The 26,694-nt window shown below is 63.9% G+C and carries 33 protein-coding genes, 2 tRNA genes and 1 pseudogene; 16 read left to right on the top strand and 20 right to left on the bottom strand.

Annotation, left to right across the window (positions count from 1 at the left end; genetic code table 11):
• The first annotated feature begins 4 nt into the window (after nt 1-4).
• On the top strand, nt 5-811 hold the full coding sequence (locus LB572_RS20040; RefSeq protein WP_224668906.1) for an ABC transporter permease: 807 nt from the start codon (nt 5-7) through the stop codon (nt 809-811).
• A 110-nt stretch (nt 812-921) separates the two neighbouring features.
• Here the strand turns inward: LB572_RS20040 and LB572_RS20035 are convergent, their stop codons facing one another.
• Nucleotides 922-1,710, bottom strand: a complete 789-nt coding sequence (locus LB572_RS20035) for a 2-keto-4-pentenoate hydratase (RefSeq protein ID WP_140803503.1) — start codon at nt 1,708-1,710, stop codon at nt 922-924.
• 553 nt (nt 1,711-2,263) lie between these two features.
• Nucleotides 2,264-2,623: an ArsR/SmtB family transcription factor gene (locus LB572_RS20030; RefSeq protein WP_040988334.1), complete on the bottom strand. Its 360-nt coding sequence runs from the start codon at nt 2,621-2,623 to the stop codon at nt 2,264-2,266.
• 410 nt (nt 2,624-3,033) lie between these two features.
• On the opposite strand from LB572_RS20030, the gene LB572_RS20025 reads away from it, so the two are divergent.
• The 3 genes from LB572_RS20025 to LB572_RS20015 all read left to right on the top strand — a co-directional run bounded on the left by LB572_RS20025 (nt 3,034) and on the right by LB572_RS20015 (nt 4,402).
• Nucleotides 3,034-3,228 carry a hypothetical protein gene (locus LB572_RS20025; RefSeq protein ID WP_140803502.1) on the top strand — a complete coding sequence of 65 codons (195 nt, stop codon included), beginning with the start codon at nt 3,034-3,036 and terminating at the stop codon, nt 3,226-3,228.
• Between the two features lie 107 nt (nt 3,229-3,335).
• Nucleotides 3,336-3,581 (top strand): DUF982 domain-containing protein, encoded by a 246-nt coding sequence (locus LB572_RS20020; RefSeq protein ID WP_140803501.1) that lies wholly within the window; start codon nt 3,336-3,338, stop codon nt 3,579-3,581.
• A gap of 578 nt (nt 3,582-4,159) precedes the next feature.
• Nucleotides 4,160-4,402: a DUF982 domain-containing protein gene (locus LB572_RS20015; protein WP_140803500.1), complete on the top strand. Its 243-nt coding sequence runs from the start codon at nt 4,160-4,162 to the stop codon at nt 4,400-4,402.
• A 284-nt stretch (nt 4,403-4,686) separates the two neighbouring features.
• On the opposite strand, the gene LB572_RS20010 is transcribed toward LB572_RS20015, so the two are convergent.
• Nucleotides 4,687-5,646, bottom strand: coding sequence for a glycosyltransferase family 8 protein (locus LB572_RS20010; RefSeq protein ID WP_224668905.1), 960 nt, complete (start codon nt 5,644-5,646; stop codon nt 4,687-4,689).
• Between the two features lie 21 nt (nt 5,647-5,667).
• Nucleotides 5,668-6,249: a CatB-related O-acetyltransferase gene (locus tag LB572_RS34600; protein WP_140803498.1), complete on the bottom strand. Its 582-nt coding sequence runs from the start codon at nt 6,247-6,249 to the stop codon at nt 5,668-5,670.
• A 238-nt stretch (nt 6,250-6,487) separates the two neighbouring features.
• Between LB572_RS34600 and LB572_RS20000 the strand changes: the two genes are divergently transcribed.
• Nucleotides 6,488-7,369, top strand: a complete 882-nt coding sequence (locus tag LB572_RS20000) for a hypothetical protein (RefSeq protein ID WP_224668904.1) — start codon at nt 6,488-6,490, stop codon at nt 7,367-7,369.
• Between the two features lie 36 nt (nt 7,370-7,405).
• On the opposite strand, the gene LB572_RS19995 is transcribed toward LB572_RS20000, so the two are convergent.
• A complete protein-coding gene (locus LB572_RS19995; protein WP_140803496.1) occupies nt 7,406-8,275 on the bottom strand; it encodes an NmrA family NAD(P)-binding protein in 870 nt (289 codons plus the stop codon).
• Between the two features lie 154 nt (nt 8,276-8,429).
• Between LB572_RS19995 and LB572_RS19990 the strand changes: the two genes are divergently transcribed.
• Nucleotides 8,430-9,335, top strand: a complete 906-nt coding sequence (locus LB572_RS19990; RefSeq protein ID WP_224668903.1) for a LysR family transcriptional regulator — start codon at nt 8,430-8,432, stop codon at nt 9,333-9,335.
• A 39-nt stretch (nt 9,336-9,374) separates the two neighbouring features.
• Here the strand turns inward: LB572_RS19990 and LB572_RS19985 are convergent.
• Both LB572_RS19985 and LB572_RS19980 read right to left on the bottom strand, forming a co-directional pair.
• Nucleotides 9,375-9,451, bottom strand: a tRNA-Arg gene (locus LB572_RS19985).
• Nucleotides 9,452-9,505: 54 nt separating this feature from the next.
• On the bottom strand, nt 9,506-9,811 hold the full coding sequence (locus tag LB572_RS19980) for an ETC complex I subunit (protein ID WP_140803495.1): 306 nt from the start codon (nt 9,809-9,811) through the stop codon (nt 9,506-9,508).
• A 245-nt stretch (nt 9,812-10,056) separates the two neighbouring features.
• Here LB572_RS19980 and LB572_RS34740 point away from each other — a divergent pair.
• The 4 genes and pseudogenes from LB572_RS34740 to LB572_RS19960 all read left to right on the top strand — a co-directional run.
• Nucleotides 10,057-10,617 (top strand): annotated as a pseudogene (locus tag LB572_RS34740) (NADPH-dependent FMN reductase); the annotation flags it as partial.
• On the top strand, nt 10,591-11,025 hold the full coding sequence (locus LB572_RS34735) for a YybH family protein (RefSeq protein WP_412033576.1): 435 nt from the start codon (nt 10,591-10,593) through the stop codon (nt 11,023-11,025). The pseudogene LB572_RS34740 and the gene LB572_RS34735, both read left to right, overlap by 27 nt.
• A gap of 136 nt (nt 11,026-11,161) precedes the next feature.
• Nucleotides 11,162-12,337 carry a flavin-containing monooxygenase gene (locus LB572_RS19965; RefSeq protein WP_224668929.1) on the top strand — a complete coding sequence of 392 codons (1,176 nt, stop codon included), beginning with the start codon at nt 11,162-11,164 and terminating at the stop codon, nt 12,335-12,337.
• 223 nt (nt 12,338-12,560) lie between these two features.
• Nucleotides 12,561-12,637: transfer RNA gene (locus LB572_RS19960), tRNA-Pro, on the top strand.
• 491 nt (nt 12,638-13,128) lie between these two features.
• On the opposite strand, the gene LB572_RS19950 is transcribed toward LB572_RS19960, so the two are convergent.
• Entirely contained in the window at nt 13,129-13,551 is a 423-nt protein-coding gene (locus LB572_RS19950; RefSeq protein ID WP_224668902.1) for a type II toxin-antitoxin system VapC family toxin, read from the bottom strand.
• Nucleotides 13,548-13,802, bottom strand: coding sequence for a FitA-like ribbon-helix-helix domain-containing protein (locus tag LB572_RS19945; RefSeq protein WP_224668901.1), 255 nt, complete (start codon nt 13,800-13,802; stop codon nt 13,548-13,550). The genes LB572_RS19950 and LB572_RS19945 overlap by 4 nt, the downstream gene beginning before the upstream one ends.
• 184 nt (nt 13,803-13,986) lie before the next feature.
• Between LB572_RS19945 and LB572_RS19940 the strand changes: the two genes are divergently transcribed.
• Nucleotides 13,987-14,250, top strand: a complete 264-nt coding sequence (locus tag LB572_RS19940; RefSeq protein WP_224668900.1) for a hypothetical protein — start codon at nt 13,987-13,989, stop codon at nt 14,248-14,250.
• A 31-nt stretch (nt 14,251-14,281) separates the two neighbouring features.
• Here LB572_RS19940 and hdaA read toward each other — a convergent pair whose 3' ends face one another.
• Genes hdaA through LB572_RS19925 form a run of 3 tightly spaced genes read right to left on the bottom strand, consistent with a single transcriptional unit; the run spans nt 14,282 to nt 16,764 of the window.
• Nucleotides 14,282-14,986, bottom strand: a complete 705-nt coding sequence (gene hdaA / locus LB572_RS19935) for a DnaA regulatory inactivator HdaA (RefSeq protein WP_224668899.1) — start codon at nt 14,984-14,986, stop codon at nt 14,282-14,284.
• A gap of 1 nt (nt 14,987) precedes the next feature.
• Entirely contained in the window at nt 14,988-16,235 is a 1,248-nt protein-coding gene (locus LB572_RS19930; RefSeq protein ID WP_263498164.1) for an AI-2E family transporter, read from the bottom strand.
• Nucleotides 16,147-16,764 carry a CDP-alcohol phosphatidyltransferase family protein gene (locus tag LB572_RS19925; protein WP_140803488.1) on the bottom strand — a complete coding sequence of 206 codons (618 nt, stop codon included), beginning with the start codon at nt 16,762-16,764 and terminating at the stop codon, nt 16,147-16,149. The genes LB572_RS19930 and LB572_RS19925 overlap by 89 nt, the downstream gene beginning before the upstream one ends.
• A 362-nt stretch (nt 16,765-17,126) precedes the next feature.
• Between LB572_RS19925 and purM the strand changes: the two genes are divergently transcribed.
• The 3 genes from purM to LB572_RS19910 all read left to right on the top strand — a co-directional run bounded on the left by purM (nt 17,127) and on the right by LB572_RS19910 (nt 19,968).
• Nucleotides 17,127-18,206, top strand: coding sequence for a phosphoribosylformylglycinamidine cyclo-ligase (gene purM, locus LB572_RS19920; RefSeq protein WP_224668898.1), 1,080 nt, complete (start codon nt 17,127-17,129; stop codon nt 18,204-18,206).
• Nucleotides 18,203-18,910, top strand: coding sequence for a phosphoribosylglycinamide formyltransferase (gene purN, locus LB572_RS19915; protein ID WP_224668897.1), 708 nt, complete (start codon nt 18,203-18,205; stop codon nt 18,908-18,910). The genes purM and purN overlap by 4 nt, the downstream gene beginning before the upstream one ends.
• A gap of 542 nt (nt 18,911-19,452) precedes the next feature.
• A complete protein-coding gene (locus tag LB572_RS19910; RefSeq protein WP_224668896.1) occupies nt 19,453-19,968 on the top strand; it encodes a SixA phosphatase family protein in 516 nt (171 codons plus the stop codon).
• 106 nt (nt 19,969-20,074) lie between these two features.
• On the opposite strand, the gene LB572_RS19905 is transcribed toward LB572_RS19910, so the two are convergent.
• From LB572_RS19905 to LB572_RS19890, 4 genes are all read right to left on the bottom strand, one after another.
• Entirely contained in the window at nt 20,075-20,317 is a 243-nt protein-coding gene (locus LB572_RS19905) for a DUF680 domain-containing protein (protein ID WP_224668895.1), read from the bottom strand.
• A gap of 280 nt (nt 20,318-20,597) precedes the next feature.
• The gene (locus tag LB572_RS19900; protein ID WP_224668894.1) at nt 20,598-20,804 is read right to left on the bottom strand and encodes a DUF680 domain-containing protein; all 207 of its coding nucleotides are present in this window, start codon (nt 20,802-20,804) and stop codon (nt 20,598-20,600) included.
• 312 nt (nt 20,805-21,116) lie between these two features.
• Complete coding sequence (locus LB572_RS19895; RefSeq protein ID WP_140805257.1) at nt 21,117-21,323, bottom strand: DUF680 domain-containing protein; 207 nt, start codon at nt 21,321-21,323, stop codon at nt 21,117-21,119.
• Nucleotides 21,324-21,397: 74 nt separating this feature from the next.
• Nucleotides 21,398-21,631, bottom strand: a complete 234-nt coding sequence (locus LB572_RS19890) for a DUF680 domain-containing protein (protein WP_224668893.1) — start codon at nt 21,629-21,631, stop codon at nt 21,398-21,400.
• Nucleotides 21,632-22,114: 483 nt separating this feature from the next.
• Between LB572_RS19890 and LB572_RS19885 the strand changes: the two genes are divergently transcribed.
• Nucleotides 22,115-22,792: a response regulator gene (locus LB572_RS19885; RefSeq protein ID WP_140805253.1), complete on the top strand. Its 678-nt coding sequence runs from the start codon at nt 22,115-22,117 to the stop codon at nt 22,790-22,792.
• The gene (locus LB572_RS19880; RefSeq protein WP_224668928.1) at nt 22,792-24,144 is read left to right on the top strand and encodes a sensor histidine kinase; all 1,353 of its coding nucleotides are present in this window, start codon (nt 22,792-22,794) and stop codon (nt 24,142-24,144) included. Before LB572_RS19885 ends, LB572_RS19880 begins: the two co-directional genes overlap by 1 nt.
• Nucleotides 24,145-24,164: 20 nt before the next feature.
• On the opposite strand, the gene LB572_RS19875 is transcribed toward LB572_RS19880, so the two are convergent.
• The 4 genes from LB572_RS19875 to LB572_RS19860 form a co-directional block, all read right to left on the bottom strand.
• Nucleotides 24,165-24,470, bottom strand: a complete 306-nt coding sequence (locus tag LB572_RS19875; protein ID WP_224668892.1) for a type II toxin-antitoxin system RelE/ParE family toxin — start codon at nt 24,468-24,470, stop codon at nt 24,165-24,167.
• Nucleotides 24,463-24,753, bottom strand: coding sequence for a type II toxin-antitoxin system ParD family antitoxin (locus LB572_RS19870; protein ID WP_140805251.1), 291 nt, complete (start codon nt 24,751-24,753; stop codon nt 24,463-24,465). The genes LB572_RS19875 and LB572_RS19870 overlap by 8 nt, the downstream gene beginning before the upstream one ends.
• 96 nt (nt 24,754-24,849) lie before the next feature.
• The gene (locus LB572_RS19865) at nt 24,850-25,725 is read right to left on the bottom strand and encodes an ABC transporter permease (RefSeq protein WP_140805249.1); all 876 of its coding nucleotides are present in this window, start codon (nt 25,723-25,725) and stop codon (nt 24,850-24,852) included.
• Nucleotides 25,726-25,738: 13 nt separating this feature from the next.
• Nucleotides 25,739-26,593 carry an ABC transporter ATP-binding protein gene (locus LB572_RS19860; RefSeq protein ID WP_140805247.1) on the bottom strand — a complete coding sequence of 285 codons (855 nt, stop codon included), beginning with the start codon at nt 26,591-26,593 and terminating at the stop codon, nt 25,739-25,741.
• Between the last annotated feature and the right edge of the window lie 101 nt (nt 26,594-26,694).

Raw genomic sequence — 26,694 nt, 5'->3', positions numbered from 1 at the left:
CAAGATGCCGACTTATCGCCCCGGTCCCGTCTCGCTCGTCCTCGCCGTGCTGGTGGCGCTGTTCCTTTTGATGCCGCTGCTTGCCGTCATCCCGGTGTCGCTGACGCCGAGCCGCATGCTGACCATGCCAACGGGCGAACTGTCGCTGCGCCATTACCGCTCGCTGATCGAGGATCCGCGCTGGCTGGATTCGATCCTGCTTTCGCTCAGGATCGGCATCGTCAGCAGCGTCCTCTCGACGGCGCTGGCGCTCACCTTCAGCCTCGGCGTGTGGATGTTCCAGCCGCGCTTCACCGCCGCCCTTGTCGGCTTCGTGCTGCTGCCGATGGTGGTGCCGCCGGTGGTCTCGGCGGTGACGCTCTATTTCCTGCTCACCTCGGTCTCCGGCCTCACCTCGTTCTTCGGCTACGACACCTGGCTTGGTGTGGCGATGGCGCATTCGGTGATGACGGTGCCTTTCGCCACGGTGCTGATCCTGGTGTCGCTTAGCCAGCTCGACCGGCGCATCGACCTTGCCGCGCGCGGCCTCGGCGCAAGCGTGTGGGAGCGCGCGACGCGCGTCATCATGCCCAACATCAAGTTCGGCATCGTCACCGCCGCCCTGCTCTCCTTCGTGCTTTCCTGGGAAGAGATCGGCGTGACTTTGTTCATCACCTCGGTGAACGCCATCACGCTGCCGCGCCTAATGTGGATGGGCCTGCGCGACAACATCGATCCGGCGATCGCGGCACTTTCGGTGATCCTGATCATCATCACCGTGCTGGTGCTCGCGGTGCGCAGCGTCGTCACGAGGCAGCCCGCCGCACGCTAGACCGTTTCATCGTTTCACGGAAACGGCGAACCGCTCTATCTCTTTGTTTTGACGCAATTCCGGGCGGAAAACCGCCCACACTTTTCCTGGAATTGCTCTAAACGGTCCGATCAGACAAACCTGACCGAGACGCGGCCGAACCTGCCCAGATCGCCCGTGACTTCATCGCCGGGCTCGACTTCTATCGGCTTGACGCAGGTGCCGGTTATCACCACCTGCCCCGGCTCGAGCGCGATGCCGAGGCCCGACAATTCGTTGACAATCCATTGAAGGGCAATCCGGGGATCGCCCAGCACGGCCGCTCCCGATCCGTCATGGCGCGACCTCCCGGTGACGAACCCGACCACCGGGTGCCTCGCCAGATCCACATCGCGCCAATCGTCTTCGACGGCCTCGCCGATGACAAACAGATTGGCGCAGGCATTGTCCGCGATGAGCTGCGCCGCGCCGACCGCACAGAAATCGTCGTATCGCGAGTCCGGTATCTCGATTGCCGGGTGCAATGCCGCCACCGCGTCCATCACTTCGGCGATCTCATAGGGCTCGGCGCGCGGCTGCAATTCGCGGCCGAAGCGAAAGGCGAATTCGATCTCGGCCACACGCATCCTGCTCGTCGCCAGCGGGGCAGTTCCGCCGACCTCGATCGCCTTCTCCGCAAGCAGACGGCCGGCCATCGGACCGTCGACGTTGATGTGCCGTTGCCCGGCAAGGCTGGTTGCGGCGATCTTCCAGCCGAAAAGCGGAGCCGCCGAGCGGTCCATCACATGCGACTGGACGGCATAGCCTTCCGAGCGCGTTCGCGGCCGAACCGTCTCGGGTATCGCATCGAGACGGGTGCCATTGTCCCAGTGGGTCACCAGTAGCCGCGAAGCGGCCTTGGCTTTTTGCGTATCGAACATCGTCAGCACCGAAGGCCAAGAATGCCACGCTGCCCGCCGCTTCGCGGATCGGGAGCCCGGCACGAACCATTGCGCAATGTGATAGGTGACGGGAAATCGAGAGTCCAGATTGCCGGACGGGAGCTTCCCGACGACACCAAGCGATGATCGCCCTTGGTGAACGCGGCAAGGCGCGTGACCGCAAAACGAAAAGGCCCGCCGGGAGCGGCGGGCCTTTTACGGAGCCGAAGTGGAAGCTCGGCACCGTCATGATCCGGGGGTGTGGATCGACTCGAAGGTTAACCAGCGGAGGCCCGCGAGGCGACTTACAAATCTGTAATCTTCGTCAGAGCCAAGCACCCGCCCGCACAAGAAAACCCTTTATTGTCAGCCGCTTGCAGCGAAGATCGGGTTTCGAAGCTTCGCCTCTCAAAGAAACGTGATGAACCGCCCAGCGAGCGGCATGGCAGGAGCGGTTCAAGGAAATGTGGGTGGCGTCGCGATGCGGCCCTGCGCCATAGTGGCGCCGCGCCAGACGAAGGCCCCCCGGCCTCGTCCGTGCGTAGCAGTCAGTTCAGGCGGCCTGCGGCCGCCGCATTCTCTCGACGAAAGCCTGCCTTGCCGGTCCGGCAAGCGGCTTGTCCATGGCCAGCAGGCCATCGAGCAGCGCAAGAAGCTCGCGCGCTGCCGAAGACTTGCAGGAATAATAGACCATTTGACGATCGCGGCGGGTTTCGACCAGGCCAAACCTGCGCAGTTTGGCCAGGTGTTGCGACAGCGCTGACTGGCTGAGTTCGACCTTGTCGGCGAGCACGCCGACGGAGAGTTCGCCCTCGGCGAGGTAGTTCATGATGAGCAGACGCTTCTCGTTGCCCATCACCGCAAGAAAGGCTGCCGCGCTTTCTGCGTTGGCGGTAAGTTTCTTCGTAACCATCGATTTCCCCATGGTTCATGCTCTTCCGAAGGCCATGGGGGCAATGGCTTCAGAGTTCCAGAGCGTTGATGAGCCTGCCCCGGTTTGGACGCGGGACCTGCCCTGCTTCTTTTTCGACCAGAACCCCTTCGTAACCCGGTTGCCACCACGTCGGGGTTGCTGGTCTCGGACAGAATGCGCGGCGCTTTTCTGGGCTCAAGTCAATGCAGACTCAGAAAAATTCCGCGCTGCTAATGCGTATCAGCGTAGCGCTCGTTCGGCAAGAATATAACGAGGCCGGCAAAGCAGCCGTCAGCCGCAGGCGAAGAAGCACGCCAACCCTCGCCCCAATGTCGCCGAGACTCACCCCCAACCTCGAAACATGCTAATATTAGCCGGGTAAAAAGAGGGCCAGGCTGAAGGAGGAAGCCATGTCCGTTGTGCGCAACACATTCACTCCCGACGAGACGGCCATGCTTGGCCGTGTCTACGAAAACGGCAATTTCGAAGGCGAGACCGCCGAGCAGAAGGAAGCGCGCGCCTCGCGCATCATCGCCAATTACATGGCGGGCATCACCGACGAGGCCGAACTGATCGAGCTTTCGCGGAGGCCGCTTGGACGATGAGCAGCTTAAGTCGCCTTCGTGAGATGGCTTCACGTTAAGTTGACGTTTCGCCACGCGACTCTACGGTAAAATATATCGTGTTACGACATATTTTCGGAGGTTTAGCGATGATCCAGGGATGGTTTTCGAGGCCGGTCGAAGTCGCCGTCGGGCTTTCCGGCTCGATCCGCCACATATCCAACGCCGAGCAGGCCATCGAGCTGCTGACGGGCCAGTGGCGCGATGCCGGCAGTGCGCCGCACGGCGATGCGCTGCGCGCCTGCCGCCGGGCGATCCGCGGCGACGTCGCGGCGGACAACGCCAGGGAGGCCTTCATCGTCGCCGCGCGCGAGGCGCATGTGCTGGTGGAATAGAGCCGACCGGGCGTCCGACCGGCCCGCCTACCGATAGTAGAGCCATAAAAGCACCAGCACCGCGAACACCGCCGGCGAAAGCAGGATTCCAGCGCGAAAGATGCACATGGCCAGCTGAAGCGGAGTGAACATGCGCGGCGGTGTCGGGCCTATCGATCGCGCGACTTGACGGAAAACCGACGCGCCGTTCGAAACGCGCGCAAGCGGTCCGTTTCAGCGTGAGCACGGCTCCGCCGCGCTTCCTCGTAGAACCCGAAAGCGGTCGCCATCAAGGTGGCGACGGTCATGGTGGATGCGAGCACGGCGATAAGCATGAGAGGTCTTCCCGCATTTCATCAGCCTGGCTGATTCATTAGCGCCGCCCGCGAGGGCGCGGCAGTGACTTTGGTCACGTGATTTTCAGCCATCCGAATCGCGGATCCGTCGACCGATGAGGCGCCCATCGCAGCCATGAAAATTCTTCGGAACCTAATGCGTGGTGGTTGGTTAACGCGCGGGTCGGCAATCGCCCTCGGCCTGGATCGACGCCGTCCGGTGTCGTTGCTCGCCCAAAGACAATTACAAGAACGGAGAAAGTGATGAACGATGTCTGGTTTTCCGAACCGGTCGTGATCGATTTCCAGCCAAACGGCCAGCACAAGGTGTCAAGTTGCTTCGAGGCGATGGAGTGCCTCGACCAGCGCTGGCCGGGACAGTCGCGCGACCGCGCCTGGCGCTCGGCCAACCGCGTCTGCCGCGACGCGCTCGACGGTCTCCGCAGCCCGGTGGATGCGCGCAAGACGCTGCGCAAGGCGGCCAAGGTCGCCGGCCTGCTGGCCTAGCTTCGATTTCCCGCACGCCCGTCGCGGTTCCCCATTACCGCGGCGGGCTTTTGTTTCGGTGAGGGCGAAGCGACGGCCGACGCATACTCCGAAACGCGTTCGAGCACGCATCTCGGTGGGGTACATGAAAACGCCGGCCGCTAGGCTTCTGGGTCGCCTGACGGGTTCAGGCACTTCCATTTCGACGAGTCGGGCGCCAGGCCGCAACGCAAGCGCCCGAGCGTGGTAAACGCGCGGTTACTATCCACAGCCGCGGAGGGCAAAACCAGGTTTGCGCAGCCGGATCAGCCAAATCCGCCGAGCACTTCCGGAAACTGGACCGCCATCGCTCCTTCATCCGCCTGACGGGCATAAATCCGATGCATCTTCGTGCCGTCATACCTGGCCCGGCGGCGTTGCACGTCCTTGCCGAAAAGACCGGCAGCAGCGTCGAAGCGGCGGATGAAGCGCTTCATCACGCCGCGCTCGAAGGGAATGCGCTGCTCGAAGGGCTTGCCCCAGGGCGTGTTCCTGGCCAGATCGCGCCAGATTTTCAGCGCCTCGAGTTCGACCCCAACCTGATTGCCCCAAGGCTTGCCGCCGGCGAAGTGCCTGGCCCAGGCTTGCGAGAAGCGAAATTCTCTCGTTCCAAGCGATTGCAAATTCCAGTTCGGATGCATCGTCTGCCATTTGCCCTCGAAGGCGACGTTCAGGGCATTCTGGTCGTTCATCCGCCCCTCGACGGCGGTCTTTCGCGTTTGCTCCAGCAGGGCATTTTCGCGGACGGCGTTCATGTCGAAGACGACCACACCGGAATTGAAGTATGGCGCACCGGGCGCCAGCTTGAGCTTTTGCCGGTAAGAAGGCCTGAAATACATGTAGTCGTCATGCGCGGCGAGCAGCGGGGCGCGCAGCTGCTGGCCAGCCAAGTCGTTGATGTTTCTGTTGAAGAGAACGTCGCAATCTGTGTATGCGATGCGATCATACGGCGCGAAAAACGGAAATTGGTCGGCAAAAAGCCGAACGTAAGCGGCAATGCTGTAGGTTCCGAAGCGGAAGCCGAAATTCGTCATGAAGTCCGTGACGTCGACCAGCTCGACCTTGCCTTCCAGCAAATGGCGGGCGACTTCAAGGTCCGGTTCGCTCGCACCGGTGTAGAGCAGAAAGCCGTCGACCGGCGTGGAGACGTCCAGAATCCGGCGCGCCGTGAGGCAGGCATATGGAAGGTAGTTGGCATCCGTCGCCAGGAAGAAACACGACCTCATCGTTCCGCTAACCGCTGCCCGTCATTTCGTGGCGGTGCCTGCCACAGAATGCCTCTCGACGAAAGCCTCTATGGGACCGGTGAGGATGGCCGCCTCGGCCTTGACCTTCTCATCGTCCCAACGCCACCACTGGATCGCCAGCAGCTTCGCTACGATCTCCTCGGAGAATCGATATCTGATCAGCCGGGCCGGGGCTCCGCCGACGATTGCATAGGGTGGAACATCCTTCGTAACCACGGATCCCGCCCCGACGATCGCGCCGTCGCCGATCTTGATCCCCGGCAAGATCATCGCGCCGTTGCCGATCCAGACATCATTGCCGACGGTAATGCCGGCAGGCTTGCCGCCATTTGCGGTCGGCTCGGGCTGCTTCAGCAACCGGCTGTAGATCGGAAACGAGGTTGCACTCTCGGTTGGGTGCTGGCCAGAGCAAATGAAAAGCACTTGACCGGCAACCGAGCAGAAGGCCCCGACTTGCAGCGGAGCATCCTTCAACGGGAACAGGACCTTGCGCCATGTCACGCCGTAGGTGTGACGGCCGACCGTTACATGCTCCGGCAGCTTGGAGCGTGCGTCCTTGAGCCATCTGGAAATCGTCGACATTTGCAAACCTCAGCGGCAGCCCTGCGGCGACATAGCCGCAGAACAGCCGACCAGCAACCCAGAGGTCCCGATGCTGCGCGCTTTGAGCCGGAACTGCGCCGTTGAACCCAACGGGCGAAGCTTCAAGCTGCTTGATTTTTTAGTCGCCGCGAGCAAAGAGACCACCGGGGGGTGCCGCTTGTGAGAAGCAGCGTTGGCGTATAAAGCAATAGTTGATGGAGTGAGCAGAAACCCTGTCGTGATACGGGTAAAGGCGCTCCGCAACCAGTTCGTCTACAAGGCCTTCGAATATCGGGGGCGCGCATCCGGGCGCCTTCTTGCGAAAGAATTGCAGGACGCCGGAGTGTCGCGCGTCTGCGTTACGATCGCATTCAACGTGCCCTGGGTGATCGACGCCTTGACGAAAGCGTGGGAGATGCATTCGCCAGGGATGACGCTGGTCGTCGTCGACAACTCGACCAAGGCCCAGGCGAGAGAAACCATCGCACGCATCTGCAAAGTGCGCGGCGTGCCTTACCTTGCCCTGCCGATGCGGGTCGAAAAGCACCTGTCGAGATCGCACGGAACCGCCATCACCTGGGCCTTCCACAACATCGTCCGCCACCTGAAGCCCGAGCTTTTCGGCTTCATCGACCACGACTGCTTCCCGGTCGCGCCGTTCGACATCCCGTCCAAGCTGGACGGCAAAGCCGTGTATGGCCGCAGGGCATACGGCAACGAAAATCATGTCTACAAGGCCAAGCCGCAGGACCGGCACTGGAACCTGTGGGCAGGCTACTGCTTCTACCGGTTCTCAGCGGTGGCCGATCGCAAACTGAACTTCGAACCCCGCATAAATCTCGGCCTCGACACCGGCGCCGCAAACTGGGCGATCCTCTATTCGAAGCTCGACGAGGCGGATGTCGCCGTCGCAGCCGTGGAACAGCGGCCGATGACGATGGCGGGCGCGGTCGGGCACCACGAGTTCATCGACGGCGCCTTCTTTCACCTCGCCGGCGTGTCATACCCCGAAAGACCGGGTTACCACCACCGATCGACGGAACATCGGGAGATGCTTCGCGACTATGTGTGGAACACTTATCTGGGCGGCCCGGCGGGACAGACGGTGAGCGACTTCTGACCGGGTCTTCGGGTCTGCCTGCCCGAAAACGTCGACTCACTGTCCGGCCTGGCCGACGATCTTCGCAATCGCTTGGTCTATCCCGATCCTGCCCTTGCGCCTTTGGGCGTTCGGATCGCGAAAATCGATCCAGCCTTCGTTGAAGCCGTCGAGCATGCGCATGCGCATTTCGGGATGGCGCATGCCCTGGTCGCGGAAGATCGTCTCCCAGCGCTCGCGCGGGACGGCACGCGCCGCGACCTTGCGACCGAGGGCATTGCCGAAGGCAGCGGCGATCTGGTTCGGCGAGACCCTGTGTTGCGCTTCCAGTTCGATCACCCGGTGGCCGCTGGATTGTTCCAGCAGCAATTCGGCCGCCGTCCTGCCGACATCGGCGGCTGCGATCATGGCAACCGGACGGTCGAGTGGCTGGAGATAGCTGTCGATGACGCCCGCGTCGCGCGCCGAGGCGAGATCCCACTGGGCATTTTCCATGAACCATGCGGCGCGCAGGAACGTGACGGGCACGGGCAAGTCGGCGAGCGTTTCTTCCAGCAGGCGCAAGACATTGAGCAGATTGGGCGACGCCGCATCCGCGCCGATCGTCGACAGCACGACCACCTTGGCCGGCAGCGCGCGACCAAGCGCCTCGCGAATGACGGCAATCTTCGGCAGCACGTCCGGAAAGCCGGGCTCGGCATCGTAGACCGGCGGCAACAGGATGAACGCGCCCTCGACGCCCGCAAGTGCCGAGGCAAGCGGCCCGGCGTCGCCGAGGTCGGCGATGGCGGCCTCGCAGCCCTTGGCGAGCCACGGCGCGCCCCTGGCTTGGTCGCGCAGAACCGCGCGAACCTTGTGTCCCGATTTGAGCAGCGTTTCGGCTACGGCGCCGCCGACGCGGCCGGTGATTGCTGTAACGGCGAACATGATCATGCCTTTCGGATCGTGTGGATCGGGATCGCGGCCGGCGAAAAGAAAGCAGGCTCGCGGAAGGTCGGTGGCCGGCCTTGTCACACCCTTTGCTTGCTGATCCCAACGCCGATATGTCATCATAACCCGGACTTCAGGTTGGGAATGGTTGATGCCCTACGACGGAAGATTGCTGTCCGGCGTGACGGTGCTGATGGCGGTGGTCGAAGCCGGCTCGATGGCGCGGGCAGCGCACACGCTCGGCATGACCGCCTCAGGCGTCGGTCGCGCGATCCAGCGGCTGGAGGCCCGTATCGGCGTGCGGCTGCTCGACCGCACGACGCGCACCATGCACCTGACCGACGAAGGGCGTCGCTTCCACGAGCGGGTCGGCCCTCACCTCGACGGCATCGAGGAAGCGGCGGTCGAGGCCACCGGAGCCACCTCGGTGGTTCGCGGCAGGCTGCGCGTCAATGTCGACCCGTTCTTCTCGCAGCTGGTGCTGGCGGGGCATGCCGGTCGGTTCCTGGCGCTCTATCCGCACCTTCGCCTCGAACTCATCATGCGCGACGCGGTCGGCGATCTGGTGGCCGATGGGTTCGACCTCGCCTTGCGATTCGGCGATCCGCCGGCCGGCTCATTCACCGCGCGCAAACTGTTCGAGACGCGCGTGCTGACCGTCGCGGCCCCCACCTATATTCAGCGCCGGGGGCGGCCGCAGCACCCTTCCGACCTGCCCGACCATGACGCCATCGACTTCTGGGACGCCGCGCACGGCAGTGCCTATGAGTGGGAACTGCGCCGCGGCAACGAGATGCTGCCGGTCAGCGTCCAGACCAGGCTGACGACCTCCGACGCGCCGACCATGCTCAGCGCCTGCCTTGCCGGCGCCGGCATCGCGCAGGTCCTGGAATTCGCCACGCGCGAGCAGGTCCGTGACGGGCGGCTGATCGAGCTGTTCCCCGACTGGCGGGACGAGCTCTTCCCGCTCCACGCGATCTACCCCTCGCGGCAATACCGCACCGCGAAGGTGCGTGTGTTCGTGGATTTCGTGACAGAGTTGCTGGCGCAGGTTTAGATCGAGAGTCAGCCAGACTCCATAAGCCATTGAATTAATTGGCGATCCCGACAGGATTCGAACCTGTGACCATCGGCTTAGAAGGCCGGTGCTCTATCCAGCTGAGCTACGGGACCGTCGGCCGGCCGAGCCGGCTGGTCTGTCATGCCAAGCGACGCGAGACTCGAAAGTCAGTGCGTCCAGGGCGTCCTGCGGTCATAGCGGAAATTGTCCGAATAGGAAATCTGCCGGCGCTTGGCTTCCTTCGGCTCTTCGAGGCGATAGGCGATCTTTTCCTTCTCGGCATAAGCTACCGCCTCTTCCTTCGTGTCGAAGGTGAGCTTCACCTGGCTCAGCATGTCGCCCGAGGTGGTGTAGCCCATCAGCGGGTCGATCTTCTTGCGCTGGGCGGGGTCGAATTCCAGCACCCAATGTCCGGTCTTGGCCTTGCCGGACTGCATCGCGGTTTTGGCTGGACTGAAAATACGCGCGGACATGACCACCTCTTTGCCGCCCGAAGCCCGGGCACCCTTGTTCAGCGCCATTTCCGGGTCCTGTCGGGAGCCTGAAATCTCGCGCCAATCCGTCATTACTGTGCAATGGCCGCGGCGGCAAGGGCGCAAGCACCCCTGCACCCCCACGGCGCGGGGAACCTCGCCGCGCCGGCGACATTATCGAAATGTCGGGCGGCCTTGCCGGGGCCGACCCTCCCGTGAGCCACCGCCAAAACGGACGTTTCGCCATGACCGATGCAATCGAACACGCCGTCCTGCAGCTCGCCGTGCTTGTCGGCAGCCTGCGCGCCCAGTCCTTCAGCCGAAAGATCGCCAAGGCGCTGGCCGCCCGCGCGCCGGATTCGGTGCGCTGCCGCTTCATCGAGATCGGCCAGTTGCCGCTCTACAACGAGGATATGGACGGCGACGACCCGCCGGCGCCGTGGTCGGCCTTCCGCGCGGCGATACGCGAATGCGACGCGGTGCTGTTCGTCACACCGGAATACAACCGTTCGATCCCGGGCTGCCTGAAGAATGCGCTCGATGTCGGCTCGCGGCCGTCCGGCAAGAGCGTGTTCAAAGGCCTGCCCGCCGGCGTGGTCAGCGTCACGCCCTATAAGCTCGGCGCATTCGGGGCCAACCACGCGCTACGGCAGACCTTCGTCTTCCTCGACATGCCGGTGATGCAGCAGCCGGAGGCCTATATCGGCAATGTCGCGGAACTGCTGGACGACAAAGGCGCGGTGACCAATAGCGACACCGCGGCGTTTCTCGAGAAATTCATGGCGGCGATGGAAACCTGGATCAGGACGGTGCATCCCGGCGGCTCGTCCTTCGATGCCTTCATGAAGCAGCGCGGGAAGATCGCCGAGGACTATGTCAATGGCGACGCCACCTCGCTGAAGGCGATCGTCACCCATGCCGGGCCGGCGACGTTCTTTTCGCCGCGCGGCGACCATCTCGAAGGCGCCGAGGCGGTTGCCGGCCGCTACGAACGCGATGCGGCGAGCTTCGGCAAGGGCGGCAGCACCGACCTCGAGGTGCTGCAGGCTTCGGCAAGCGGCGATCTGGCCTTCTGGAGCGGCCTGCAGCATGCCAAGGCGCGCATGGGCAAGAACGGCGAGGCGACCGAGATGACCTTGCGGGTGACGGAAGTGTTCCGGCTGGAGGACGGCGCCTTCAAGCTGGTGCATCGCCATGCCGACCCGGTTCATTAGCCAGCGCTTGTAAAAATCCGCGACACAATGCCAAAGGTCTTTGCAACATCGACCTATTCCTTTTGGCCCGTGGGCGGCATATGTCAGATACATGGTCGTGCCAGTTGAAGGCATGATGACGACGATAAAGACACGCATGGGCGCGGAAGCGAAAGTCTTGCCGTCGGGGGTCGGCGAGCCAACGATACTGGAAGGCGCGATTGTCATCGGCGCGGGCGCCGCGGGGCTTGCCGCCGCGCATGCGCTGGCCAAGGCCGGCGTGACGACGCAGGTCCTGGAACGCGAGCAACGGCTGGCCGAGCCCTGGCATCGCCGCCACGACAACCTGCACCTCAACACGCATCGCGACCTCTCCTCGTTGCCGGGCGTATCCTTTCCGGCAGGAACGCCGGCCTTCCCGCACCGGAGCGCCGTCATCCGCCATCTCAACGATTTCGCCGAGACGCATCAGCTGCCGATCGTTTTCGGCATCAAGGTCGACGAGACCGAATTTCGCGGCGACCACTGGCTGTTGCGGACGAGCGCCGGCTTGAAGGCGGCGCGATATGTGGTGATCGCCACCGGGCGCGACCGGCAACCCTTCATCCCGGCCTGGAAAGGCATGGCGGATTTTCCCGGATCGATCATCCACTCGGCCGATTTCGGCAAGGCGAGCGACTATGCCGGCAAGAAGGTGTTGGTGGTCGGCGCCGGCAATTCCGGCTTCGACGCGCTCAACCATCTTTCCCGCGTCGAGACGGGCCAGATGTGGCTTTCGGCCCGCAACGGACCTTCGCTGCTGCCCAAGCGCATCGGCCAGATCGCGGTGCACCGCATATCGCCGCTCATGGCCAACCTACCCACATGGCTCGCGGACGCAGCCATGGCGGCAACGCAGCGCCTGGTGTTCGGGGATCTGACGAAATACGGCCTGCCCCCTGCCCCGGCGGGCGGCGCCAGCCGGCTCGGCTCCGACTATACCGCGATCGCCGCCGACGACGGCGCGGTCAATGCCATCAAGGCCGGGCGCATCATCGTGGTGCCGCAACTGCGCGAATTCAGGCGCGACGGCGTCGTGCTGGACAATGGCCAGACGATCGCGCCCGACATCATCATTGCCGCTACCGGCTATCGCACCGGGCTGGAGGCGATGCTGGGCAAGCTCGGCGTGCTCGACGCCAAGGGCGTGCCGCTGTTCAACGGCGCCGCCAACGACCCGAAGCTGCCCGGACTCTGGTTCACCGGCATGCGGCCGAGCATTCGCGGCTGCTTTTCCAACGCAAGGATCCAGGGTACGGCGATCGCCAGGAAGATCGCCGGCCAGAAGCGCTGAGCTGACCGATCACTTTGCATGAAGGCCGCGAAGGCATCGGCGGAGGCGGCAAGGTTTTCAAGCGCCGCTTGCAGCCACCCCTTGCGGGCCCCCGCGGCTATCCGGACACCGTTATTGAAATCGAGGGCTGGCACTCCTCAATACAGCGGCATCGGCCCGGATCGAAGGGCCTCCGTTTTTGTGTTGCCTTCCGGGCGCGCGCCCCCTATACGCCGCGGGACGTCGGAGTGTAGCGCAGCCTGGTAGCGCACCTGATTTGGGATCAGGGGGTCGCAGGTTCGAATCCTGCCACTCCGACCATCGCTTCTCTCGGAAATAATCAGACCGGCCGCGTTGTCGGGACTCCTGGCCGGAGACAATTGCGCCGGCTGTGGGACAGGCTCAAGGGGGAGCGGACCGAGAGCGTTCACCGTTTCACGGAAACGGCGAACCGTTCTATCTCCTTGTTTTGACGCAATTCCAGACTGAAAACCGCTCACACTTTTCCTAGAATTGCTCTAGCCACCTCGGCCGTTCAGATCGCGTTCCATGTCGGTCTTGGAGAAATCGTCGCCGACATAAAGCGGCGGGCAGCTGCGAGTTTTCGCTGCTTCATAGCGAAACAGTCCCCGAAGTTGAGTCCTACGGCGTGAGACGAGCTCCGCTGGAACGGTAAACCCGCCGGGCGAGAACCCCAACACCTCGAGCCCGGCGAGCCTACAACCCGATCTGGAACGCGACCGGGACCGGGATCAGCCGGCATTGTCTGCATTGCAAGAGCGATGCCGAAAGACTGTTCCGGAATGGGACATCTACGCCACAGGCTCCCATGGGTTGATCACGGAAACGCCGGCCGCATGAAACGGCGCCGTGTCCCGCGACGCGACCTGAAAGCCTTTCGCGGCGGCGAGGGCCGCGATGTACCCGTCAGGCACGGGAAATCCCCTTCCGGCGGTTCTGGCCTTTACGGCGAGACCGGCATAGCGGCGTGCCGCCTCCTCGTCGAAGACCAGGATGCGCCGATCGAAGATTGCGCATATCCCGGCAAAGGTTTCGGCCAGCGCATCTTTGCGCCGACCGGCTGGCATGGCTTCGATGCCGAACAGCACCTCCGCCAGCGTGATGCTGGACAGATAGAGTGTCTGGGCAACCTGCTTGTCCAGCCAGGCCAGGACCGCGGGATTAGGTTGCGGTCTCATCACCTCCGAAACGACGTTGGTGTCCAAGAGGATCATTCGAATTTCAGCGGCTCGGCCGGGCTTTTCTCACGGGCTTGTTCGAGTGCTTCAACGTCCTCGTCCGTCACGCCCGACCGGCGAGCAATGGCGGACAATAGCGAGCCCAGCTTGACTCGGTCCTCCGGTCGAACCGCGTCTTCAAGAATGGCGCGGATTTCCGCCTCCGTGCTGCGTCCATTGATGGCCGCGCGCACCCGCAACGCACGATGCGTTTCCTCCGGAAGGTTTCTGATCGTAACAGCACTCATTGATATCATGCCGATTGCATTGATATCAATATATCACGTCGTCGTTTCGATGTCACGCGCCGGCCGATCAGCCCGCTTACAATCACGTCTGGCCATGCGAATCTGTTTCTGCCGGGACGCGGCACGACAATCCCTCGCTTCCAACCTGTCACCGGTCTACACTTCGAACCCAGGGGGATTTTCGATGCCTGCCATCGAGGCGTTGCTGTCGCTGATCGGCCCGGCCTATCTGGCCTATTACGGCTTTACAGTTCCGGTCGCAGTCTCTTGGGCAATTCTGTGCGCCGCCCTGTGGGTTTGGAACAACCGTCCCAGCAAGAGAAATGGCGGTGTGGTCCGGTCGCGGTCCGCCAGCCTGATGTTCTTCATCCTTGTCGCCGCCTGCTATGTGGCCGCGCATATGGGAGTCTATCTGCTGGCCCGGCATCTGGCCCGGCTATGGGCGTAAGGGCGCTTCTCCCCGGGAGAAGGGAAGCAGACTAGATATCGAACTCACCCTGCCCTTCGTCCATGGCGCTGACGGTCTCGGCGGCCAAGACGCGGGTGATCGGCGTCTTGCGCTCGAGGGCTGCGCTGTCGAGGCGCTCGACGATACGCATGGCGGTGCCGAGCGAACGCTCGATGCGGCGCACCAGATATTGCACCACATGCGGCTCGACCTCGATCTGGCGGTCGGCGAACAGCTTGGTGATGACGCCGGCGAGCAAAAGGTCGTCGGGCTCGTGGATCTCCACCGTCGCCGCCGCTTTCAGCCGCGAGATGAGGTCGGGCAGCGCGACGCGCCAGGCGGAGGGGAACCGCCGCGCCGTCAAGAGCAGCGTCGAGCCGGCGGCGCGCACGGCATTGATCAGGTGGAACAGGGCCTGCTCGTCGATCGCCGCCTTGTCGACGTCGTCGATAAGCGCCGACCCGACACCGAGCCCGGCAATGTGCTCGCCGATCCGGCCGGGATCGATGGCGACGGCGTGCGCGCGCTCCTGCCAGATCCGGGCGAGATGCGTCTTACCGGAGCCGGGCGGCCCAGCCAGCACCACGACCGGCGACGGCCAGTCGGGCCAGCGGTCGACCAGCGATGCCGCTTGCGCATTGGTGCCCGAGACGACGAGTTCGTCACGCGAATAGCCGGTGCCGTGGCCGAGATCGAGCGGCAGCTGGCGTGGCTTATCTGCTGGCTGAGCAGCCATTTCAGCCCCGCTTCGAGCGGTGGCCGCCGCCGCGATCTGCCGGCAATGGCGGCGCGGGTTCGGTGGCGTGGCCCTTATAAAGCGGCGATTCAAGATAGCGGCCGATGGCGAAGCGCACCAGCACGGCAATCGCCGCCGAGGCCGGCACAGCGATCAAAAGACCGACGAAGCCGAACAGCGCGCCGAAGGCAAAGAGCGCGAACATCAGCCACACCGGATGCAGGCCGACGCTCTTCCCGACCAGCCTCGGCTGCAGGATGTTGCCCTCGATGAACTGGCCGACGAAGAACACGCAGGCCACCGCGACCACCATGGTCCAGTCCGGCCAGAACTGGACGAAGGCGACGCCGACGGCGAGCACCAACCCGGTCAGGGAGCCGACATAGGGGATGAAGGAGATCAGCCCGGCGAAGAAGCCGATGAGGATGGCGAAGTTCAAGCCGGTCAGCGTCAGTCCGGTGGCATACATGGCGCCGAGCACAAGGCAGAGCGTACCCTGCCCACGCACGAAGCCGGCGGTGGCGGTGTTGATGTCGCGGGCAAGCGCGCGCACCGTCTCGACATGGTCGCGAGGCACCCAGCCGTCGACCTCGGCCACCATGCGGTCCCAGTCGAGCAGCATGTAGAAGGCGACGACCGGGGTGACGACGAACAGGCTCACCACCGAGACCAGCGCGACGCCCGAGCTCCAGATCGAGGTGAAGACGGTGGTGAGCAGGCTGAAGCCCGAGGTCAAGAGCGAATTCAGCCCGTCGCGCAGGCCGGCGGCGTTGACGCCAAAACGCTGCTCCAGCCATTTCGGATCGAAGCTGGTGATCAGCGACTGCAGGCGGGTGAGATATTCCGGCAGCTTGCGGGCGAAATCGGCCATCTGGGTGGCCAGCACCGGCACCAGGATGACGAAGGCCAGCACGACCACGACGATGAAGGCGATCAGGATCACCACCGTCGCCATCAGGCGCGAGAGGCCGAGCCGCTGCAGCCAGTCGGCCACCGGATCGAGGAAGTAGGCCAGCACCATGCCGGCGACGAAGGGCAAGAGGATGCCCGAGAACAAATAGAGGAAGAGCGCCAGCAGGACGGCCGTCGCCAGCCAGAAGAAGACCTGGCGGCGAAGCCCGCCCGAGCCGTCGTCAGCAGCGATCACCGCGCCGTCATCGTCAGGCGTCCGTGCTGGAGCCGCCCGACTTGCCGATGCCCGACTTGGTGTTGACGATCTGGGAGTTGCTCGTCCGGGAGCCTTCGCCATAGCCGCTCATATGCCTTAGCCAAGCCACGAGATAGGCCGCGGCCGAAGCCACGGTCAAGACCCCGGTCAGCAATATGAGCGCGGTCCGCAGCGGGCCTAGGTGCACGGAAAAGGCAAGTTCGCCCAGCACAAGCGCCGCCAGCACGATCTGAGCGGCGGTGTTGGCCTTCGACACGAAGAGAGGCTTCACCTCGACCGGATGGCTCATCACGCTGGACAAAAGCACGGCGCAGACGATCAGCCCGTCGCGCGAGACCATGGTCACCACCAGCCAGAGCGGCAGTTCGCCGGCAAAGCCCATGACGACGAAAACCGAGACCAGCAAGAGCTTGTCGGCGATCGGATCGAGATAGGCGCCGAGGCGGGACGACTGGTTCCAGCGGCGCGCGATGAAGCCGTCGACGCCATCGGAAATGCCGGCGACGAGGAATCCGGCGAAGGCCCAACCCCAAAGCGACTGGAGCATGGCCAGCACCACGGCGGGCACGAGCAGCAGCCGCATGATCGTGATCATGTTGGGAAGGGTCACGTGATGTCCCGTCGTGTTCTTGTAGAGAAAAAGATGAGGGAGATGGGAGGCGGGCGCAAGAGCGGGGCGACGAAGCTGCCAATCGCCCCTTGCGGGGGAGATGCCTGGCAAGGCAGAGGGGGTGCTGTCCCGCCGGCTTATTGGCCGTTGCTCACGGACACTCGAAAGCTGACCGCTCGACGGTCGCGATCCTTCACACCCCTCTCCGTCCTGCCGGACATCTCCCCCACAAGGGGGGAGATTGGCAGTTTCGACGCTTCGCCCACTTTCCTCGGGAACAAACTCCCTCACCCGCGCGTCATCCTTGCTCCCCGAAACCATTCATGCGAAGAGCCCGCAATGGAAACAGGGACGAGCCGAAGATGAGCAAGGGCGATCCGGCCAAGCGCAAGAACGGGCTCACCTATGCCGAGGCGGGCGTCGATATCGATGCCGGCAATCTGATGGTCGAGAAGATCAAGCCGCTGGTGCGCGCCACGCGCCGGCCGGGCGCCGATGGCGAGATCGGCGGCTTCGGCGGGCTGTTCGACCTCAAGGCAGCCGGCTTCACCGATCCGGTGCTGGTTGCGGCCAATGACGGCGTCGGCACCAAGCTCAAGATCGCCATCGACGCGGGGAAACACGACACGATCGGCATCGACCTCGTCGCCATGTGCGTCAACGACATCGTCGTCCAGGGCGCCGAGCCGCTGTTCTTTCTCGACTATTTCGCCACCGGCAAGCTTGATCCGGATCAGGGCGCTTCGATCGTCGGCGGCATCGCGCAAGGGTGCCGGCAGGCCGGCTGCGCGCTGATCGGCGGCGAGACAGCCGAGATGCCCGGCATGTATCACGACAAGGACTACGACCTTGCCGGCTTTGCCGTGGGCGCGGCCGAACGTGGCCAGTTGCTGCCGACCGACGACATCGTCGAGGGCGATGTGCTGCTTGGCCTTGCCTCGTCCGGCCTGCACTCCAACGGCTTCTCACTGGTACGCCGCATCGTGGCAGCCAGCGGGCTTGGCTGGAGCGATCCGGCGCCGTTCAACGAGGAGCTCAGCCTCGCCGAGGCGCTGCTGGAGCCGACGCGCATCTATGTGAAGTCGATCCTGAAGGCCATCCGCAACACGCATGGCATCAAGGCGCTGGCCCACATCACCGGCGGCGGTTTCCCGGAAAACATCCCGCGCGTGCTGCCGCAGGATTTTTCCGCCGAGCTCGACCTCGAGGCGATCGACGTGCCGCCGGTGTTCTCGTGGCTCGCCAAGACCGGCGGCGTCGCGCCGGAAGAAATGATGCGCACCTTCAATTGCGGCATCGGCATGATCCTCGCCGTCGCCTCCGGCCAGGCGGCGCAGGTGGCGGCGGTGCTGCAGGAAGCCGGCGAGACGGTGACGCCGATCGGCCGCATCGTGCCACGGCGCGATGCGGGCGTCATCTACAGGGGCTCGATCGGCCTATGAGCAGGAAACGCACGGTCGTCCTGATCTCGGGACGCGGCTCCAACATGACGGCGCTGATCGCCGCAGCCGCCGATCCGAGCTATCCCGCCGAAATCGTCGGCGTCATTTCCGACCGCGCGAATGCCGCCGGCCTCGGCATCGCCCAGTCGCGCGGCATCGCCACCAAGGTCGTCCAGCGCGCCGACCATCCGAGCAAAGATGCCTATGACGCCGCGATCGATGCCGCGCTCACCGGCTTCGGCGCCGACATCGTGGCGCTGGCCGGCTATATGCGGATCCTCGGCCGCGGCCTTGTCGAGAAATGGCAGGGGCGCATGGTCAACATCCACCCTGCCCTGCTGCCGGCCTTCAAGGGCCTGGACACCCATGCGCGCGCGATCCGCGCGGGCGTGCGCATCCATGGCTGCTCGGTGCATTTCGTCACGCCCGAGATGGACGACGGCCCGATCATCGCGCAGGCCGCCGTGCCGGTGATGGTCGGCGACAATGAGGACACTTTAGCAGCGCGGGTGCTGAAGGTGGAGCACCGGCTTTACCCGCTGGCGCTGGGCCTCGTCGCCGAAGGCAAGGCGTGCATGGAAAAGGGCCATACGGTGTTCGCCCATTTCGCCGACGACGCCGACAACGCCACCTCGGTGGTGATGGCGCCGGACCCGCTGCGCGAGGAGACCGACCTCGAACAGCTGGCGCGGATCACGCCGTAGAAGCTGTTTCGAAATCGGAGGCGATATGCGCGACAAACCAGTCGTAGCAAACTTGCTCGTCATATCTATCCTGGTCGCCACAGCGCCAGGCGCGGCGGCTGCGGACCAGCCCGGTACGTGGACAGTTACCGGCAAGCCAAAGGCTCATTGTCAGAAACGAGAAACTGACCGACGCCTGCACCGGCGAAGTGACACAGACCAGGAATGCCGACGGCACGGTCACCTTCCGGTTTTCGGACGGTCGAAACTGGCTCACATTTCGCGGGAAGCAGGCAACGGCTCGACTATGGCAAGGATACAAGACCCTTGTCGATGTGGATGGCGTTGCGTTCGGCAAAGCCGGCAGCGACGCCGAATTCATAACCAAGATCGCTGGGGCAAATTGCTCGCTCGGCGCACCGTATCGTGGGCAGGCGTCCGTCGGATGCACTGCCACTGTGAATTTGCGGATATGGGCAGCTACCGTTGAAACCGACGGTCGGCTTCCGATCCCCGATAGCGAGTATATCGCGCCCGCTCTTTCGTCGCCTTGAGCTAAACAGATGCCCGTGAGACAGTTGCTCATCTTGCGCCACGCCAAGTCGAGCTGGGACGATTCCTCCCTCCCCGATTTCGACCGGCCGCTAGCCCCGCGCGGGCAAAAAACGGCGCCGCTGATGGGGCGGGAGCTTGCCCGGCGCGACTGGCTGCCCGACCTCGCCTTGGTCTCGCCGGCGCTGCGCACACGCGAGACCTGGCAGATGGTCGCGGCCGAACTTCCCAGGCATGTGCCGGCGCAATTTGCCGAGGAGCTCTACGAGGCGGCCGCCGGCGCCATCCTGGCGCGCGTGCGACAGGCCAATGCAACGAGCCTGCTGGTGATCGGCCACAATCCCGGCCTGCAGCATTTTGCGCTGCGGCTGGCGGGCGCCGGATCGGACGAGAGCGTGTTCAAGGAAATCGAAGCGAAGTTCCCGACGGCGGCGCTCGCGCGGTTCACGCTGGACGAAGATTGGGTGGATCTCGACTTTCGCGGCGCGCGGTTGACGCACTGCGTTCGGCCAAAGGATTTGGCCTAGAGTGAAACTGCCGATCTCCTCCGCACGGGGATTGGCGCTGTTCGCCGCGTAAAACAAAAGGCGGCGGAGCAAGCCCGCCGCCTTTGAGATTCCGAGGCGTAAAAAATCAGTTGCCCCAGATGCCCTGGCCCGGCTCCGGCCAAGCCTTGGAGCCGGCCGAGCCGGTCGTCATCGAGGTGTCGACATCGCCCTGCTTGGCAACTTCATGCTTGCGGATCGAAGCAGTGCGGCTGCTATCGACGCCGACAGTCGGCCGGTTGGTATCGTTGGGGTCATAGTGGTCGCTGGCGGCGAAGGCGGAGCCCATCGCGAGAAGCATTGCGGCGGTGGTGAGAGCGATCCTGGTCATTTCAGTTTTCCTTGTTCGTTCGGTTTCGTCGGGGCGGCGGCCTTGGGAGGATGGCCCCGCTGCCGACAAGACCCGTGGCGGCCGGGATTTATTCCCGGCGCGTCGCTATTTTCAGCAGCCACAGCAGCGTCGGCTTCGACTTCGCCCGGAGAAAGGCAAACGATTACAAATGCTTGTGATACAAATACTTGTGAACTGATTCATGTTGCCGGTAGCCGGCTGTAGAAAAACAGAGCGGCGGGACAAGCCCGCCGCTCGAGGTCTTGGAGGACCAGGCCGTTCAGCGATTGCCGAAAAGACCCTGGGTCTCGGCCTGGGCCGCCGGCTTCTGGACATTCGCGTTCGAATTCTTGATCGAAGCGGTGAACGAGGTGTCGACCGAAGCAGCCGGCCGGTTGGCTTCGTTGGGGTTGTAGTGGTCCGACCCAGCGAAGGCGGCGCCAGTGGCGACAAGCAGGGCGGCGGCGGTAAGAGCGATCTTGGTCATTTCAAATACTCCTGGTTTCGGGTTGCGCTGTTTGATCAGGCGATTGACGATCCGAAGACCCAGTGGGTCGGCATGGGACAGCTTCGGGCATCGCCCGGGTGCTGCCCGCTCGTTCGACACACTTGAATTTCCTGGCATCGGCCCCGTCTATCGGCCCTTGCTCTCATTTCGACAGCCCCAGGGGCATCGTTACAGGCATCACCGCTTCGTGATGAATGCTTGATCAATCCGCCGGCCCAAGGGTAGCCGGCTGTAGAAAAACAGAGCGGCGGGACAAGCCCGCCGCTTTGAAGTCTTGGGAGACCAGGCCGTTCAGCGGTTGCCGAACAGATCCCGGGCAGGAGCCTGAGCCGCCGGCTTCTGGACATTCGCGTCCGACTTCTTGATCGAAGCGGTGACCGAGGTGTCGACCGAGGCGGCCGAGCGATTGGCTTCGTTGGGGTTGTAGTGGTCGGACCCAGCGAAAGCGGCGCCAGTGGCGACAAGCAGGGCGGCGGCGGTAAGAGCGATCTTGGTCATTTGAGTTACTCCAAATTCAAAGTTGATGGTCAGATTGAGTTGATGGTCAGATTTTGGTCAGGACTGGAACCAGCTTAGTGGTTGCCCCAGAGGCCCTGGCCGGATTCCTGCTGGTTCGAGTTGGGCGCACTCTTGATGAAGCGCTGTTCGAACTTGCTGATCGAGCCGGTGACGGTGCGATCGACGTTGCCCGCAGGGGCCGTCACGGCCGACTGGCTGGCATCGTTGGGGTTGTAATGGTCGCTGCCGGCGAAAGCGCTGCCCGTGGCAATGAGGAGAGCAGCGGCGGCAAAAGCAATCTTGTTCATTTTAGGTACTCCAGATTTCAAAAGTCGTGTCCGTCTAGTGGCGTGCCGTAATGGAAATTCGCGTCGCTCGGACCACCCCGAAATGGGTCGGTCCTGTTGCCATTTCCAATCACGAAAAGTTGTGAACCGAACCGTTCGGTTCGATCTTGAAATCATGTGAACGACGCTGCGGCCACATTCTTATCGTTTAATATCAAGTGGTTACGATGATCGTCGCGCGATATGGCACCCTGATATGGGCTGCCGGTGTTCACCCTGGTTACACGAACCGTCAACATTAATTGAACCGAACGGTTCGGTTTTATCACCTTGCGCGCCGAGCAAGTGGCTCGGCAGGTGCGACGACCGGGATGGCGGCCACCGGCAAACCGCGTTTGCCTTGCGCCCGGATCGATACTATCGGTTGCCTCGGGAACCAATTTGGACGCCGCCTGCCGCCCTTTGGCGAAGGTCGGCGACGTTGGGAGGAAACAGCGACAAACGATGCGGCTGCTGCTTGTCGAGGACAATCGCGAACTGGCCGATTGGCTGAGCAAGACGCTGCGCCAGGCGAGCTATGTCGTCGACGTCGTGCATGACGGCGAGGATGTCGAGCATGCCTTGGCCGCCGGCGATCACGCCTTGATCATCCTCGACCTTGCCCTGCCCCGCATGGGCGGCATGGAGGTGCTGAAAAGGCTGCGGGCGCGCGGCAACCGGGTGCCGGTGATCGTGCTCACCGCCAATGCCAGCCTCGACGGCCGGGTCAAGGGCCTCAACGAAGGCGCCGACGACTATCTGGCGAAACCCTTCCAGATCGAGGAGCTGGAAGCGCGCATCCGCGTGCAGCTGCGCCGCGCCAACGACCGCACCGCGCCGGTCATTGCCTGCGGCGACCTCGTCTTCGACACCAACACACGCCTGTTCTCGCTTGCCGGCGCGACGCTGTCGCTGACGCCGCGCGAGCACGCGGTACTGGAACAGCTCGTCGTCAAGGCCGGCCGCACGGTTAGCAAGGCAGCGCTGTCGACCGCGATCTACGACTTCGAAACCGACGCCGACCCCAGCGCCATCGAGATCTACGTGCACCGGCTGCGCAAGAAGCTAGAGGGATCGCGCGTCCAGATCGCCACCTTGCGCGGCCTCGGCTACCTGTTGCGCCACGACGATCCGGCGCCATGATGAGGATCGGCAGCCTTCGCCTGCAATTGCTGGCCTGGGTGGTGCTGCCGCTTGCCGGGCTCGCCGCCATCAATCTGTGGACCAGCCAGCGCAACGCGCTGGCGACGGCGGACCTCGTCACCGACCGCATGCTGGTTGGCTCGGCGCGCGCCATCGCCGAGCAGGTGGCGATGGCCGACGGCGCGCTCGACGCGACCGTGCCGCCGGCGGCGATCGAGATGTTCGACACCGGCGACCGGGACAGCGTCTATTATCGCGTCGAGACTGCCGGCGGACGGCTGCTGACCGGCTATCCCGACCTGCCCGTGGCGCCGGAGCACGGCAGCATCGAGGCTGCCTATCGCGATCACCCGCTGCGCCTGGCGACGCTCAGCCATGTCGTGATCGGCGCCGGCCCGGATTCGCCGATCAAGGTCACGGTCGGCGTCACGCTGGCCGGCCATGGTGCAATGGCGAAGCGGCTGTGGCTCGGCGCCTTCGCCCAGCAGCTTGCCTTGGTGGCTATTGCCGGCGTGTTCGTGCTGCTTGGCTTGCGCCGCGGGCTGGCGCCGCTCATCCGGCTGCGCGACGCGGTGCGCTCGCGCAGCCGCAGCGACCTCGAGCCGGTCGCGGTCTCAGGCGCGCAGAGCGAGATCCGGCCGCTGATCGAGGCGCTCAACGCCTATATGGAGCGCGTGCGGGCACAGATGGCGGCGCAGCGGCGTTTCATCGCCAACGCCGCGCATCAGTTGCGCACGCCGCTGGCGCTGTTGTCGACGCAGGCCAGCTATGCCTTGCGCGAAACCGCTGCCGACCGGCGCCAAGAGGCGCTGGTCGCCTTGCAGACGAGCTCCGGCAAATTGGCGCGGCTGGCCGAACAGCTGCTTACCCTGTCGAGGGCGGAACCCGGCAGCCGGCGGCCGCGCGCCGACTTGATCGATCTCACCGAAGCCGCCCGCCACGTGCTGGAAGCGCAAGCGCCGGCGGCGATCAACCGCGACATCGACCTCGGCCTCGAGGAGAACGGACCGGTGACGGTGGTCGGCGACGGCACGATGCTGCGCGAGATGATCGTCAACCTGGTCGACAACGCGCTGCGCTATTCCAAACCGGGCGGCAGCGTCACGGTGAGACTGGCAACGTCGGGTGGCGAGGCCGAGCTCACGGTCAGCGATGCCGGTCCGGGAATCCCGCCGGAAGAGCGGGAGCACGTCTTCGAGCGCTTCTACCGCCTCGCCGGCTCGGCCGAGGAAGGCAGCGGTCTCGGCCTCGCCATCGTGCGCGAGGTGGTCGAGAACGCCGGCGGCAGCGTCACGCTCAGCGACGCCGCCGCGGGCGGGCTTAAGGTCGAGGTGCGGTTGCCGCTGGCGTGATCGGGTCCAGTGGCGGCCCTTTACACTTCGCCCGGCAATTCGAGCGTCCGGCCGGCATAGAGAATTCGCAAGATGATCGCTTTGTCACCGGCGACTTCAAACGCGATCGTCGCGCGTCGGCGCCATCCTACCGTGCGCAAACCCGGAGCGATTTCATCATGGCGCGTGCCGCGTTCCGGAAAAGTCTCAAAGTCGAGGCAATAATCGACAATGCGCCCGACGAAGCGCAAGTCGGTTTCCACGCCAGCCTTCGGCGCGAGTTCGCCCAGCAGTTCGGCAATGTCTCGCTCGGCGGCAGCGTGGAACTGACTTGGTATTTCATGCACCGGAGCGCGGTTTGGCGGTGATCGCGTTGATGTGCCCGGAGAGATTGCGGCGCACCTGCTCGGCCGTCAACAGCTTCTCAGGATTGGCGCGTGCATCCTCCATCGTCGGCACGACCTCCTCGCGCAACCAGCGTTCAACCGCCGCATCACGCGCCGCAAGTGTGCGCAAGCCATCACGGATGACCTCGCTCTCGGTGGCGTATTCGCCCGAGGCAACCTTGTCTTTCACCATCCGCGCCATTTCGAGCGGTAGCGTAATCGTCAGGGGCTGAGAGTTTCGCATGACTCGTCTCCTTGATGCCCCTTAAGATAGCACCGGCGCATGACTTTGTCATACACCTTGGCGAAGCCGCACACCAATATGATGTGCGGCGCCCACTCAGGCCCCCTGCTCGTTGAACGGCGCCGGGCGCCACTTCACCACGTAATTCTCGAAGCGGGTGATCAGGAACTCCACCACCAGCGCCATCACCGCCAGGATGATCATGGCGGCGAAGACGCCGTTGGCATTGAAGGCGCCTTGCGCGGTCGAGATCAGCAGACCCATGCCCTGCTTGGCGCCGAGGAACTCGCCGACCACGGCGCCTACCAGCGCGAAGCCGAAGCTGACATGCAGGCTGGCGAGGATCCAGCTCATCGCCGAGGGGATGATGACCGCGGTGGTGATCTGGAACGGCGAGGCGCCGAGGATCTGCGCGTTGGCGATCATCGCCCTGTCGGCCTCGCGCACGCCCTGGAAGGCGTTGGCGAAGACGACGAAGAACACCATCACCACGGCCAGCGCCACCTTGGACGCCATGCCCAGTCCGAGCGCAATGATGAACACCGAGCCGAGCACCACGCGCGGCACGGAATTAGCGATCTTGATGTAGATCGAAAAGACATCCGCCAGCAGCTTGTTGCGGCCGAGGATGATGCCCGCAACGATACCGCCAACAGCGCCGATGACAAAGCCGAGGAAGGTTTCCTCCAGCGTCACATAGATCTGCAGCCAGAGCGGCCCTTGCGAGGTGCCCTCGGTGACCCAGGACCAGATCTGCTCCCAGATGCCGGACGGGCTGGAGAAGAAGAACGGGTCGATGATGTTGTAGTCGGCACAGAGCTCCCAAAGGCCAAGGAAGATGACGAGGATCGCGAGACGCAGCCCGATGACCAGGGCATGGCGCTTGCGCAGCCGTGCCCTTGCCTGCGCTTCGGCGGCGACGATCGAAGTGGCGCGAGCGGCGGCCTGGTCGGTCGGAGAGATTGCGGTCATGATAGGTCTCCCCTCAATGGCTTGCCTGGAGGCCGCGGCTCTGGCCGAGCTGCACTTCCTCGCGCAGATCGTTCCAGATCACCTTGGCGATCTCGATGAATTTCGGATCGTAGCGGATGTCGGCCATGACGCGTGGGCGCGGCAGGTCGATGCGGTAGACGCTCTTCACCGTGCCCGGACCAGCGGTGAGCACATAGACCTTGTCGGCCAGCGCCACCGCTTCCTCGAGGTCGTGCGTGACGAAGACGACGGAGGATTTCAGCCCTGACCACAAGCCGAGCAGTTCGTCCTGCATCGCGGTGCGCGTCTGCATGTCGAGCGCGCTGAAGGGCTCGTCCATCAGCAGTATCTTGGGCTGATTGATGAAGGTCTGGGCAAGCGCGACACGCTTGCGCATGCCGCCCGACAGCTGGTGCGGGTAATGCTTTTCGAAACGCGAAAGGCCGACGCGGCCGATCCAGTCGCGCGCCTTGTCATAGGCTTCCTTCTTGGGTGTGCCACGGAAGAGCGGACCGGCGGCGACATTGTCGATGACGCTGCGCCAGGGAAACAGCGCGTCGGCCTGGAAGACGAAACCGATATCGCGGCTGATGTCGGTGACCGGATTGCCCATGACGCGGACATTGCCGGTGGTGGGCCGCAGTAGCCCGGTGACGAGATTGAGCGTCGTCGACTTGCCGCAGCCGGTCGGCCCCACGACACAAGCGAATTCGCCGCGCGCCACCGTCATGGTGAAGTCGCGGATCGCCGTCATCATGTGGCCGTCCGGTGTGACGAACCGCAGCGTCACATCTTCGATGGCGATCGCGGCGTCGGCCGGCGGCGCGGCGGGAGACAATTTCTCCGCCGCCATGGTCTGCGATTGCATGGCACACTCCTGTTGTGGTGGCGCAAGGATGCCGGCGGCTCAAGCTCACGGGCCTGACGCGGCTCGGCATCCCGAAAGGCGCCGCTGGCGAATTGATTCAG

This window comes from Mesorhizobium sp. BH1-1-5 (assembly GCF_020165615.1).
Classification (GTDB): Bacteria; Pseudomonadota; Alphaproteobacteria; order Rhizobiales; family Rhizobiaceae; genus Mesorhizobium.
Note: the sequence above shows the minus strand (reverse complement) of the source record. Positions and strands in the feature narration are given on the sequence as shown.